General features: G+C 67.1%; 11 protein-coding genes. 6 read left to right on the plus strand and 5 right to left on the minus strand.

Annotated elements, in window-relative coordinates; translation table 11 throughout:
* Positions 1-83 precede the first annotated feature (83 nt).
* Both ACY34H_RS11955 and ACY34H_RS11960 read left to right on the plus strand, forming a co-directional pair.
* Complete coding sequence (locus tag ACY34H_RS11955) at positions 84-824, plus strand: PEPxxWA-CTERM sorting domain-containing protein (RefSeq protein ID WP_464977710.1); 741 nt, start codon at positions 84-86, stop codon at positions 822-824.
* A gap of 125 nt (positions 825-949) precedes the next feature.
* Positions 950-1,744 carry a sterol desaturase family protein gene (locus ACY34H_RS11960; protein WP_464977711.1) on the plus strand — a complete coding sequence of 265 codons (795 nt, stop codon included), beginning with the start codon at positions 950-952 and terminating at the stop codon, positions 1,742-1,744.
* Between the two features lie 31 nt (positions 1,745-1,775).
* Here the strand turns inward: ACY34H_RS11960 and ACY34H_RS11965 are convergent, their stop codons facing one another.
* The 4 genes from ACY34H_RS11965 to ACY34H_RS11980 all read right to left on the minus strand — a co-directional run bounded on the left by ACY34H_RS11965 (position 1,776) and on the right by ACY34H_RS11980 (position 6,292).
* A complete protein-coding gene (locus ACY34H_RS11965) occupies positions 1,776-2,600 on the minus strand; it encodes a hypothetical protein (protein ID WP_464977712.1) in 825 nt (274 codons plus the stop codon).
* Positions 2,601-2,621: 21 nt separating this feature from the next.
* The gene (locus tag ACY34H_RS11970; RefSeq protein WP_464977713.1) at positions 2,622-4,031 is read right to left on the minus strand and encodes an alkaline phosphatase; all 1,410 of its coding nucleotides are present in this window, start codon (positions 4,029-4,031) and stop codon (positions 2,622-2,624) included.
* A 31-nt stretch (positions 4,032-4,062) separates the two neighbouring features.
* A complete protein-coding gene (locus ACY34H_RS11975; protein WP_464977714.1) occupies positions 4,063-5,520 on the minus strand; it encodes an alkaline phosphatase in 1,458 nt (485 codons plus the stop codon).
* 82 nt (positions 5,521-5,602) lie between these two features.
* Positions 5,603-6,292, minus strand: a complete 690-nt coding sequence (locus tag ACY34H_RS11980) for a hypothetical protein (RefSeq protein WP_464977715.1) — start codon at positions 6,290-6,292, stop codon at positions 5,603-5,605.
* 232 nt (positions 6,293-6,524) lie between these two features.
* Here ACY34H_RS11980 and ACY34H_RS11985 point away from each other — a divergent pair, with 232 nt between their 5' ends.
* From ACY34H_RS11985 to ACY34H_RS12000, 4 genes are all read left to right on the plus strand, one after another.
* Positions 6,525-7,328 (plus strand): ThuA domain-containing protein, encoded by an 804-nt coding sequence (locus ACY34H_RS11985; protein WP_464977716.1) that lies wholly within the window; start codon positions 6,525-6,527, stop codon positions 7,326-7,328.
* A gap of 266 nt (positions 7,329-7,594) precedes the next feature.
* A complete protein-coding gene (locus ACY34H_RS11990) occupies positions 7,595-8,803 on the plus strand; it encodes a cation:proton antiporter (protein WP_464977717.1) in 1,209 nt (402 codons plus the stop codon).
* 9 nt (positions 8,804-8,812) lie between these two features.
* Positions 8,813-9,397, plus strand: coding sequence for a DNA-binding protein (locus tag ACY34H_RS11995; RefSeq protein WP_464977718.1), 585 nt, complete (start codon positions 8,813-8,815; stop codon positions 9,395-9,397).
* 130 nt (positions 9,398-9,527) lie between these two features.
* Positions 9,528-10,928 carry a DUF6630 family protein gene (locus tag ACY34H_RS12000; protein ID WP_464977719.1) on the plus strand — a complete coding sequence of 467 codons (1,401 nt, stop codon included), beginning with the start codon at positions 9,528-9,530 and terminating at the stop codon, positions 10,926-10,928.
* Between the two features lie 63 nt (positions 10,929-10,991).
* Here the strand turns inward: ACY34H_RS12000 and ACY34H_RS12005 are convergent, their stop codons facing one another.
* Positions 10,992-13,034: a GDSL-type esterase/lipase family protein gene (locus ACY34H_RS12005; RefSeq protein ID WP_464977720.1), complete on the minus strand. Its 2,043-nt coding sequence runs from the start codon at positions 13,032-13,034 to the stop codon at positions 10,992-10,994.
* Positions 13,035-13,070: the final 36 nt, after the last annotated feature.

Here is a 13,070-nt window from a genome sequence, read left to right on the forward strand (position 1 = left end):
AAGTGTTACGTCGAGCTGTCGTCGGCCCAAAAATCGCCGGCAGTTTCTCCCCTTGCTGTCCGACCTTTATTGGAGCCTGCGCCATGCGCCTCAAATCCGTCCTGCTGTCCCTGTTCGCTGTCGCCACCCTGGGCGCCGGCCCGGCCTATGCGGCCACCAACCTCGTCGCCAACGGCGACTTTGAAAAAACCACCAACGGCACCAACAAGCAGCTGTCCGCCACCGTCACCAGCGAAGCAAAGCGCACCACCATCACGGATTGGACCAGCAGCAACGGCAATGATGGCGGCTACAACTTCGTGCTGGACGCGAAGACCGCGCCCACCAGCGATTCGGTGATCTGGCTGAAGGGCAACGACAATGGTTACAACCCGCTGGACGGGCGCGGCAACATCTTCGCTTCCGATTCGCAGTACTGGCCGGGCGTGCTGTCGCAGACCGTGAGCGGCCTGACCGCCGGCAGCGCCTACACGCTGAGCTTCGACTACGCGCTGGCCCAGCAGGTCGGCTTCAACGGCGCCAATGCGGACAACTACTGGCAGGTGGGCTTCGGCGGCACCAGCCAGGACAGCACCGCGCTGTCGATCGCCAACGGCGGCTTCAGCGGCTGGCAGACGGCGACGATGACGTTCACGGCCAACGGCGCCAGCCAGGTGCTGTCGTTCCTCGCCAAGGGCACCGCGCCGGGCGCGCCGCCGTTCCTGCTGCTGGACGGGGTGTCGCTGGTGTCCGCCGTCCCGGAACCAGCCACGTGGGGCATGCTGCTGGGCGGCATCGGCCTGGTGGGCTTCGCGGTGCGCCGGCGCGTGAAAAAGACCGCCTGAGTCGCGCAAGCCTGATCGATTACCGCAGATCCTGAAGCATCGAAGCATCGAAGCATCGAAGCATCGAAGCATCGAAGCATCGAAGCATCGAAGCATCGAAGTGTCAAATTGTCGAAGCATCCGCCATGCTGAATGAGTTCGCCATCGCCGCGCTGCGCCTGTTCGCCTGGCTGGTGCTGCTGACAGTACTGTTCGTGCCGCTCGAACGCTGGTTCGGCGCGCGCCATCCGCGGCGCTCGCGCCGCGAGCGGCTGCACGATCTCGCCTACTACGTGATCAGCAGCCTGGTGCCGGTCGTCGTGCTGGCCGCGCCGATGGCGCTGCTGGCCGCCGCTGCCCAGTACCTCGTGCCGGCCGCATTGACCGAGGCGCTCGGGCAACTGCCGGCGGCGGCGCGTATCGCGCTGGCCTTCGTCATCGCCGAGACGGGGTTCTACTGGGGCCACCGGCTCAGCCACGAGCTGCCGTGGCTGTGGCGCTTCCATGCGCTGCACCACACCACCGAACACATGCACTTCCTTGCCAATACCCGTTCGCATCCGGTCGACATGGTGGTCACGCGGCTGTTCGGCCTCGTGCCGCTCTACCTGCTGGGCCTCGCCAGCCCGGGCGTGGCAGGCAGTGGCACGCCGGCGCTGCTGCTGGTGCTGGGGACGCTGTGGGGGTTCTTCATCCACGCCAACGTCCGCTGGCGTCTGGGGCCGCTCGAATGGCTGGTGACGACGCCGGCTTTTCACCACTGGCACCACAGCCGCCGCGATCACATCGACCGCAACTACGCGTCCACGCTGCCGTTCCTGGACCGCCTGTTCGGCACCCATTACCTGCCGCGCCACTGGCCGGCCGAGGTGGGCACAGATACGCCGCACGCCGCCTCGCTGCGCGGGCAATTGCTCGATCCGCTGCTACCGCGGCCCTGATCCGATCCGCTGCGATCCGATCCGGGCCGGGTCAATCCAGGAAGTCCGCGTACTCCCGCTGCGCATAGCCGTTCAGCTTCCGCCACGGCAGGTCGCGCGTGACGCCGGCCGCCGCCTTCAGCTCGGTGCGGTTGTAGAACGTGCCCGCCTTGTCGCCGCTCTCGATCACGAGCGGAACCTGCTTTTTCTCGTCCCACAGCACACGTTCGTACAGGCCGTCGCGTTCGCGCTCGCGCCAGCGCGCGCCGGGCACGGGTGAACGGCGCGTCGATACCGCCATCGATTGCAGGCCCCTGGTGTCGAGCAGGTGGTAGGCGTGGTCCCATGAGCCGTCGAAGCCCACGTTGTCGAACTCGCCCGGCGGAATCGCGATCACCTCCTTCGACTGCGCATCGACGTAGGCGAGGCGCAGCCTGCCGCCCTCCATGGCCACGTGGCGCGGCAGCGTCACGGGATTGAAGTGCTTGTGGCCGATGCTCTTGCGGGCCGCCACCTTGTGCGGCCCCGCGGCCTTCCCGTGCCCATCCCCATGCCCGTGCCCATCCCCATGCCCGTGCCTGTCCCCATGCTCGTCCTCATGCCCGTGCCCATGGCCATGCCCGGTGCCGGGCAGCACGCGCGCGGTCCATACGTGGCCGGCGCGGCGCAGCATGGTTTCCTCATAGCGCGCTTCGCGCGTCACGCCTTCCGCCGTGACGACCTTGCTGTAGCGGGTGATGTGCAGGTCCAGGTCCGCGCCGGCGTGCGCGCCGCCGGCCGCGAGGGTCAGAGCAATGGCGCCCGCCAGGAAAACCGCCGCGCGCCTGCTCCCGCTGCTGATCCTGCTGATGCTGCTGCTGCTGCTGCTGCTGCTCATGCTCGATCCCCTGCCCATGCGTTACAGACCACCGGCGGCTTTCAGCAGGCCGAACACCTTGGTGTTGTCCAGCGTGCCCTTGAACGTCTTCGCGCCGGCGCCGGTGGCGAACAGTTTCACGTCGCCGCCGCCGTGCGTTTCGGTGGACAGCCGCACGCCGGTCTCCTGCAGGTAGTTGTCGGCCAGGACGGTGGCGCTGTCCAGCCTGGTGCGCAGGTTGGGGCGGTTCGGGCCGTTGCCGAACACCAGCGTGGTGTAGGTATTGCCGTCGGCATCGCGGCTCGGCTGGTTGTCGCGGTAGCCGCGGTTGATGTCCAGGATCGGGTTGCCGCGCTTGCCGTAGCCGTTGATCGTCAGCGTGTGGTCATGGTCGGCGGTGACGACGATCAGCGTGTTGGCCAGGGTCGGGTCGGTCTGCTTCGCCTTGGCCAGCGCGGCCTTGACGGCGTCGTCGAGCGCGATGGTATCGGTCAGCGCGCGCTTGGCGTTGGTGCCGTGCAGCGCGTGGTCGATGCGGCCGCCTTCCACCATCAGGAAATAGCCGTTGGTGTTCTGCCCCAGCAGTTCCATGGCCTTGACGGTCATGTCGGCCAGGCTTGGCTGGAGCGCGCCTTCGCCGAGCGGCGGCGTCGCCGTGCGGTCCAGCTCGTATTCCAGCTGGCTTCTGCTGCTGTACAGCCCGATGAACTTTTTGCCGGCCGCCGCCGCGGCCATCTCGGTCTTGCTGGCGGCGACCGTATAGCCCTTGGCCGCCAGTTCGGCCAGCAGGTTGCGGCCGTCGGCACGCCCGGCCGGGTTGGTGCCGGCGGCGTAGGGCGTGAAGTGGTTCCGGCCGCCGCCCATCAGCACGTCCACGCCGTCGCCCAGCGCCGTGTTGAAGCCGGCGCCGCCCGGCACCAGCTGGGCCGCGATCGCGTACTGGGCGTTGCGGTTGCAGATGTGCGAGAACGTGGCCGCGGGCGTGGCGTGCGTCAGCTCGGTCGTGGTGACCGCGCCCACCGCCTTGCCCCTGGCCTTGGCCAGTTCCAGGATCGTCGCCGCGGGGCTGCCGTTGCCGGGGGCGCAGTTGTTAATGCCCAGGTTGCCGTTGGCATCGCGGCCCGGATTGGTGGCCACCGTTTCGGAAGACATCGAGATGACCTCGTTGTTCATCTTCACACCGGTCATGTAGGCCGCCATCGACGGTGCGCTGTCGGTGGTTTGCGCATCGTTGGAAAAGGTCTTGATGCGCGCGGTGCGTTCCAGCGTGTCCATCGTCAGGCTGCCGTCTTCGCCATATTTGTAGATGCGCGCGGCGGTGATGGTGGACGGGCCCATGCCGTCGCCCAGGAAGAAGATGATGTTCTTTGCCTCGCCGGCGGCGTGCGCGGCGGGGAAGGAGAGCGCCAGCGCGGCGCCCAGCAGGGTACGTTTCAGCGGTGTGCGTTTCATGTGCGGTGGTTCCGTATCGATTGTTCTTGGCTTACAGGCCGGCGGCGTTCTTCACCAGGCTGAAGACCCTGGTGTTGTCGATGGTGCCGGAGAACGTGTCCGCGCCCTTGCCGATGGCGCCCAGGAACACGTCGGTACCGCCGTGCGTTTCGCTGCCCACGCCCATGCGCACCGCGGCTTCCTGGTGATAGGTGTTGGCGCTGGTGGCGTTGTCGTCCAGTGCCGCCTGGCTGCCGCGGCTGGCCTGCACGCGATTTTCGCCGTTGCCAAAGCCGATGATCGAATACGGCGCGCCGTCCAGATCCTTGTCGGCTTCGCCCGTCACGTAGTTCTTCACCACGCCCAGCACGCCGGCATTGCCCGCCGCCGTCTTGCCGGTGCGTTTCGCGTAGCCGTTCAGCACCAGCGTGTGGTCATGGTCGGCGGTGACGACGATCAGCGTGTTCTTCAGCTCCGGGTCGGTGGCCTTGGCTTTCGCGATCGCCGCCTTGATGGCGTTGTCGAATGCCACGGTGTCCTGCAGCGCCTTCCTTGCCGTGGTTTCATGCAGCGCGTGGTCGATGCGGCCGCCTTCCACCATCAGGAAGTAGCCCTTGCCGTTGCGGGCCAGCACGTCCATCGCCTTGGTCGTCATGTCGGCCAGGCTGGGCTCCTTCGCGGGATCGCGGTCCAGGTCGTAGCTCATGTGGCTGGACGTGAACAGGGCCAGCAGTTTGTCCGTCTTCGTGCCGTCGAGCGCGGAAAATTCGGTGGCGTTGCTGGCGACGGCGTAGTTCTTCGCCTTCAGTTCGGCCATCAGGTCGCGGCCGTCGGCGCGCTTGCCGCCATCCTTGACAGGCTTGAAGAACTGGCTGCCGCCGCCCATGATCACGTCCAGGCCAGTGGTGCCCAGCGCGCTGTTGTAGCCGGTGGCGCCCGGCACCAGCGCCGCGGCGATGTCGTTCTCCAGGTCGCGGTGGCAGATGTGGCTGTAGGTGGCGGCCGGTGTCGCGTGCGTGACGCGCGCGGTCGACACGACGCCGGTGCCCAGCCCCTGCGCCTTGGCCAGTTCCAGCAGCGTGGTGGCCGGCGTGCCGTTGTTCGTGCCGCAGTTGTTGCCCAGCCGGTTGCCGGCGCTGTCGATGACGGGGTCGATCGCCGTGGTGTTCTGCGACATCGAGATGACCTCGTTGTTCATCTTCACGCCGGTCATGTAGGCCGCCATCGACGGCGCGCTGTCGGTCACCTGGGCGTCGTTCGAGAAGGTCTTCACGAAGGCCGTTTCCGGCAGCGTGTCCATCGTCAGGTCGCCGTCTTCGCCCACCGAGTAGATGCGCGCCGCGGTCATCGTGGTCAGGCCCATGCCGTCGCCCAGGAAGAAGATCACGTTCTTCGGTACCGTGACTTCCGGCGCGGTGGTGGTGGGAGCGGGGGCGCCGTCGCTGTCGCTGCCGCAGGCGGACAGCAGTACCGCGCTCAGGCCGGCGATGAAAATGGACTTGCGGTTCATGGGATGGTTTGGCAGTTGGAAAAATCGCAACTTTAACCATGCAAGATGACCGCCTGATGACGGCGCTGCCGCCGCAAGCCCCCTAAGGCTGGACTGGCTGCCCGGCGGCGATGGCCGGGGAGTGGTCCTTCAGCACCGTCTGCCCGTTGACCAGCCATGCCACGCCGAACGCGGCCACGGCGCAGGTTTCCGGCCAGAATACCGACTGGCCTTCCAGCGCCAGGCCCATCCAGGCGATCGCCGCGAACGACAGCAGCATGACGGCCCCGCAGATCTTGTACACCACCTTGCGCCGGAACGCCTGGATATTGTCCGGCGGCGTGCCCGCGCCGAAGCGGAAGAACACCAGGTAGAACGACAGCGCCGCGAACGTGATCGCGAACAGCAGGTGGTAGCCGAGGATGCCGTGGTTCGAGTAATGGGCCTGCGTGCCCAGGTCGGGATAGCGCGCCAGCAGTTCGGCCGCGTAAGTGGGATCCATCGGGAACAGCGCCGCGCCGATCGCCGCCAGGCCGGCCACGGTGGCCACGATATTGTCGAGCAGGCGAGGGGTGCGGTAGCACGCCAGCAACACGCCGGTCAGCACGGTCGTCGCCACGAAAATGTCGCGCATGCTGGTGTAGTAATAGGCGCTGATCGAATCGGTGGTGCGGATCCCTTCCAGCAGCAGGCCGCCGCCCCGCACGGCCAGCGGCATCAGCAGGCCGGTCCAGCCGATGGTGTTGCGCAACGCCAGATAGGAAACGATATGTTCATTTTCAACTGCACGCATGCTGCCCTCCACAATCTCGCCGGAATCTCGCCAGTATCTCTATTGTAGACACTGTGACAAAGCGTGCATTTTCAATCGTTCGCGCGGTGCTACGCTGTGCGGCCCGTCGAGTACAACGCACGGCAAAACGTGCAGTGAAGTGCCGGCGCTGCGCTGGAAAATCGGCCGATTGATCGGATGGCGGCTCGCTTTCATTCTAGAATTTGCTTTTTTCTTTCGTGGAAGGCTGGCCATGCTGAAATCCATCGCGGGCGCGCTTGCCCTCACCATCGTCTCCAACGCCCCGGCAGGCGCCGAACCGGTCGGGCCGGTGAAAATCCTGATCGTCAGCGGCGGCTGCTGCCACGACTATGCCCAGCAGCGCAAGCTGCTCGAAGCGGGCCTGAAGGAACGCATGGCGGCCGAAGTCAGCCACCTGTACCACGACCCGAAACCGGGCGAAAAGGCCACGCGGCCGGCGTTGCCGATCTACGGCAACCCGCGCTACGCGGACGGCTTCGACGTGGTGATCCACAACGAATGCGCGGCGGACGAGGACAGCGCGCAGGCGCTCGATGCCGTGCTGGCGCCTCACCGTGCCGGCAAGCCGGCCGTGAACCTGCACTGCGCGATGCACTCCTACCGTTCCGGGGAGTGGAAAAAGCCGGTGACGGCGGGCGCCCCGAACGCGCGCTGGTTCGAATTCACCGGCATCCAGTCCAGCGGCCACGGCCCGCAATCGCCGATCCAGCTGTCGGCCACCGGCCAGGGCCATCCGATCGCCGCCGGCTTCCAGCGCTACACCACGGCCAGCGACGAGCTGTACAACAACCTGACGACATTCGACGTGACGCCCGTGCTGTACGGCGTGCAGCCCGAATCGCCGGTGGCGGCGGACCGCACCAGGACCTATGTGGTGGCCTGGACCCATCACTATGGCCCGCAGCGCGCCCGGGTGTTCAGCACCACGCTGGCCCACAACGAAGCGGTGATGGCCGATCCGCGCTACCTCGACTTCGTCGCCCGCGGCGTGCTGTGGGCGGTGGGCAGGCTGTAGAGCAACAGGACGACAGGGGACTGTCCCCGCATGGGGACTGTCCCCGGTTTTCATAGGCGCGATCGAAGCGCTCCAGTGCCGGACACTCTTCGGTGTCCGACATCGCATGTCTCTCGCCGCAACAATCTCCTCTCGCTGGAACCATTCCGCCCTGCTCGATGTGGAAACGGTACCACTATTCCATGAAATCGCTTTCACAATAACCAGCTCTCCGCTACTATTCCCGACAGTACGTAATTACATAACAAATAACGACTGGGAGACCCATGAACACCACCGAAGTGTTTTTGCTGGCAATGCTGATGATTTTCGTCGTGCCGTTCCTGATCTGGCGGCTCGGCCGGACCGATTATTTTGCCCCGCTGGCGATCGTGCAGATCATCATGGGCGTCGTGCTGGGCCCGGGTGTGCTGGGCGCCGCGCTGCCCGAATACCATGCCTTCATCTTCAACCCGGATGTCGTCAAGACCCTGAACGGCATCGCGCTGTGGGGCGTGATGCTGTTCGTGATGCTGGCCGGCATCGAGCTCGACCTGAAGAAGGTGTGGCAATACCGCCGCGAAAGCGCCACCGCCGCCGGCCTGTCGCTGGGCGTGCCGCTGCTGCTCGGCTGTGCCGCGGCATTCGTGCTGCTGGCCTATCCGGGCTGGATCGGGCCGAAGGCGGCGACTTGGCAGTTCCTGCTGGGTACCGGCATGTCGTGTGCCGTGACCGCGCTGCCGGTGCTGGTGCTGCTGATGGAAAAGCTCGATATCCTGCGCCAGCCGATGGGCCAGCGCATCCTGCGCTATGCCAGCCTGGACGACGTGGCGATCTGGGGCGTGCTGGCGGTGATCATGCTCGACTGGGAACGCATGGGCCGCCAGGTCGGCTTCCTGCTTGCCTTTACCGTGCTGACCCTGCTGTACCGCCGCCTGATGGTGCGCCTGCGGCAGAGCGACCGCTGGTATGTGGCGCTGATCTGGCTGGTGGCCTGCGGTTTCGGCGCCGACTGGGCCGGCCTGCACTTCATGGTCGGCGCTTTCCTGGCCGGCGTGGTGATGGATGCCGACTGGTTCGGCCAGGAGGAGCTCGATAACCTGTTCAAGAATGTGCTGCTGGTGATGATGCCGGTCTTCTTCCTCAGCACCGGCCTGAAGACCAAGTGGGACCTCGGCGGCTATGCGGTGTTCTTCGCCGCCGGCCTGCTGCTGTTCGCGTCGGTGGGCGGCAAGCTGGCCGGCGCGCACATTGCCGGCAAGGCGTTGAAGTGGAAGAGCGGCGAAGCGTCGATCATCGGCTGGCTGTTGCAGACAAAGGGCCTGATCGAGATCATTTTCGCCAACATCCTGCTCGACAAGGGCATCATCACCAGCGAAACGTTCACCGCGCTGCTGTTGATGGCGGTGGGCAGCACGATGCTGACCATTCCGGTGGTGCATCCGAAACTGAACCGGGCGGCCAATAGCGGGCTGGCCGGCCAGGCCAGCTCGTAGGAGAACCCCATGGCACGCAACGGGCTCACGAAAAACCAGGTCAGGGCGATCCGCGACCAGCTGGTGGCGGCCGGCCGCTACCCGTCCGCCGACGCGGTGCGGCATGCGCTGGGCGATACCGGCTCGAAGTCGACCATCCACAAGTACCTGAAGGAGCTGGCCGGCGAAGACCCGGACAGCGCGGCGCTGCGCGACGACACCGAAAACGCGCTGCTGGCACTGGTAGCGCAACTGGCGCAGCGCCTGCATGCGGACGCCGAAGGCAGCGTGCAGGCGCTGCTGGCCGAGCGCGACCGGGCATTGCGCCGGAAAGACGAGGAACTGGCCGAATTGCGGCGCACCGTGGCCGCGCTGGCCGCCCGCGTGGCGACGCTGGAAACCCAGGGCGCTCCCGGCACGGCGGCCACCGTTCCGCGCGAGCATCCCGCGCCGCGCCGCGGCCGCATCGAAGGCTTCGGCGATTTCAGCGCCTTGCTGTCGAATTCGCGCTGTGGTCACCGCGACAGTTCGCCGTTCAGCATCCTGCTGGCCGGCGGCCGTTCCGAAGTCTTCGACCCCGCCGAAGGCGCCTGGCCCGGCACGCAGCCGGTGTAAGCAAGTGCGGGGAGGCCGCGCGTGTGACAGTGTGCGAGTTTTGCGGTCCCGCCGGGCTGTTATGCTGGCCGCTTTCCCAGCGCCGCCGACCACGCGCGCCGGTCCATCCGTTTCGAATTCAGGGAGCAGCGTGAACCTTTCCTCAGTGACCGCCACCATCGCCGCGCTGTTCCGCCAGCGGCGCAACACCGAAGAGGCGGGCTATCCCGTGTATCCGGACGCGATGCGCGACCCGCAGGGCAACACGGAGCGCTACGCGGAATACCTGCATCGGCTGCTGGAGCGGCGGCGTACGCTGCAGACCGACCTGAAACGGCACAAGCTCGATACGCGCCTGCGGACGCTGAACATGCGCATCCACGACGAGCCGCAATACGTCGTCTACCTGCATGCCGCCGGCGCGCCCCTTGCCGACCTGGGCGCCGAAGCCGCGCAATGCATGGCCAGCCTGGACACGAATTCGCGCTATATCCGCGAGCACGGCAGCGAGGAATGGCGCGGCGTCTACGCCCTGGCGGGCCACAGCCGGTTCGCGCTCGGCTTCGCGGCCATCGCGCTGCTGCTCGTGCCGGATGCCGGGCTGGCGAAGGCGTTTCACCGGCTGGTGTCGCCGCAGGACGATACCCGCAACCAGCTGTTCGACCTGCTGGTCAAGGCGTTCGACCCGGCCCAGCCGGTAGCCGCTGCCTATGCGTGGAACGGCTACCTCAAGCCGTGGACGGACCCGGTGCTGCGCGCGCTGGCGCTGCCGGCGGAGCGGCGCGCGGCCGCGCTGGCGGCGCACATGGAAAACTGGACGCGCCTGATGCGGCCGCACGGCTGGAAGCCGGACCTGGACACCGGCGCCGGCAGCGACCCGCTGTTCAGCGACTTCGCCTTTGAAGTGGCGCTCGCGGTGTGCGGCTGGGACATCGACGACAGCAGCTTTGCCCACCATCCCTACTATCCGCGCGAACTGGTGCAGCATTATCGCGCGCACATCCGGCATACCCGCGACGCGTGGCGTGCCGGTGGAGCGGGGGCGGGCGTGCCGGTCGACGCGCCAGCCGCGCCGGTACGCTCCGGCCTGGACGGCAGCCGGCGCAAGGGACTGGCCCGCTGGTTCGAACTGGTCAGCGACGGCGACCAGGCCGCAACAGACGCCGCGCTGGCGATGGGCATTGACGCCGGGGCCATCGAGCCCTATGAGCTGGCGGAAGCGCTGAACGGCGTCCACCTCGGCATCGACGCCGACATCAAGGACGACGACAGCGTCGCGGCCCGGATCCACATTCTTGGCGATGCCCGCGGACTGGGCGACTTCACGGAGCCGGCCCAACCGCCGGCCGGTATCGACCGCTGCATCGCCCTGCTGCGCGCCTGGGATGGCTGGCTCGCGGCGCGCGGCTACCGCCTGGTTCCGGTCGACCTGGGCACCGATGGCTGGAATGCCGTGGTGGTGCGCGGCGAGTACCTGGAAGAGTTGCGTGAGCTGAGCAGCGACCTCGGCATCCCGCTGGCCGAACCCGCCACCGTCTACAGCGACGGCTGATCCTGCACGATGCGCCGGCTCGGCGCCAGATCAGCGCCAGATCAGCGCCAGATCAGCGCAAGGTCAGTGCCGGTCGTTCGCCGCCTTCGGCGGCTGCGCCAGCACCCACATGAAATACAGCGCCTTCGCCGCCTTCGCGCGGGTGACCACCGTGCGCGGTTCCAGCAGCGTCCCGTTGATCATCTTCCCGCGTGCGATGCCCGTCTCCGAACGGATCAGGCCCAGCTCGTAGGCTTCGCGCACCTTGTCCGCGTAAGCCGGCGAGACCGCGGCGGTGTCCTGCAACTGCGGCCAGCGCACCAGCGGGTAGTACATCGGCCCCTGCGCGCCGCTGCCCAGGTTCGTACCGTCGCCTGGAGTGCCGGGCAGGACGGTCTTGCCGTTGTAGTCGGTCATGTAGGCCGGCTTCGCCGTGAACTTCGCATGGTAGGCGTCGAGGAGGATGGCGCCCATCGCTTCGCGCGTCAGCGGGCCGGCCGCGTGGCCGGACAGCGACGCCGCCGGCAGGCCCATCGCCTTCCTTAGCGCGCCTGCGAACTCGCCGGCCTGCATCGGCGCCCCCGGGTTGAAGTTGCCTTGCGCGTCCTTGCGCAGCGCGCCCAGTTGCAGCAGCTTCTCGATCTGGTTGCGGTAGTAGGCCCCATTGCCGTGGCGAATGTCGCCGGCGATCTCGGGGTAGATCGCGGACCAGTCGTTCGCGGCCACCGCCTTGCGCACGTCGCCCTTCAGTTGCGCCACGATGCCGGCCGCCACCTTGTCGCCTGCCGCGGCCAGGCGTGCCAGTTCCATCACCACCAGCCGCGCATACTGCTTTGCCAGCGCCTCCTTGAAGTGCGTGTCGATCCGGTTGGCCGGGTGGCCGTTCGCATAGCTGCCCTGCGCGGTCCTGCCCGGCGATTCTCCGGCCTCGATCGACATCACCATCGCCGTGATCGCATCGGCACCTTCGGCATTGTGGTATTCCACGCTGCGCGCATTCAGGTCCACGGTCGTCACGCCCAGTTCGGCGCCGAGTTTTCTCATCACGTCGGGGAAACGGCGCCTGGCGAACGAATTCCCGTAGGGCTGGCCGGCCTTCTGGGCAACATTGACCCGCGACATCGGCGTCACGAACACCGGCACCATGCCGCGCGCGCGGATCGCCGGCAGGTAGACGTCGCGGATCATTTCCTCGTACATCGCCTCGGTTGCGCCGCGGCCGAAGCGCCGCGTTTCATCCCCGGCTTCATCGTTGTGGCCGAACTGGATCATGACGACATCTCCCACCCGGCCGGACATCAGCAGGTCGTTCAGGCGACCCTCGGCGTACGCGCTGCGGACCGAGCGGCCGCCCATCGCGTAATTGAGCACTTTCACGCGCGCCGGATCGAACAGGCTGTCGAACACCTGGCCCCAGCCGCTCATCGGCGCCTCGTCGAAGGTGTAGGTCTGCATGGTGGAGTCGCCCAGCGTGAACAGGGCCGGTGCCGTGCCGGCGGGGCGCGCCTGTGGCGCGATCGGCGTCAGCACGATTTCCGCCACGCCGACCGGCACGCCGGCCTTTTTCGGCTCGATCTCGATGTCGATGGCATCGCGCCCGTTCACGTAGCGGTACGACCAGTCGCGGCCCTTGGCCGTTACAGGCGTTCCGTTCGGCAGCAGGCGGACCGTGTCCCAGGTCAGGGGGGAGCCGAGCCGGCTGGTCTTCATGCCGTTGATCGATACCGAGGTATCGGCGGCGTCGGACGTGGTGCGTACCTTCACCGCGTAGGCGCCCGGCGCTGCCTTGATGCGGAAGGCCATGCCGAAGTTGTTGTAGTGGTCGGTGGCGGCCTTCGGGTCGATGGCCGTTTCCGTAATCGTGCAACCGTCGCTGCCGCAGCGGATGCCTTGCGTGTGCACCGCGCGGGCAGGCAGGGCGGCGGTCCGCTCGACGAAGCCATGGCCGGTGGCGGCGTCATACATCGGCGCCTGGCCGTCCGACTTGACCGCTGCCGCGCCGGGCGCGGGGCGGCCCGTGAAATCGAAGCGCAGTTCGGACGGCGTCGTCGCGGCGCGCACCGCGGGCATGGCCGCGCATGCGGCCAGCACGGCGGCGATCGCGCGGCGGTGACGATTGGTTGGCATGGACATCTTGTGGTTTCTCCTGTGATCGACGGATAG

The organism is Pseudoduganella sp. jia 9, from assembly GCF_055502615.1.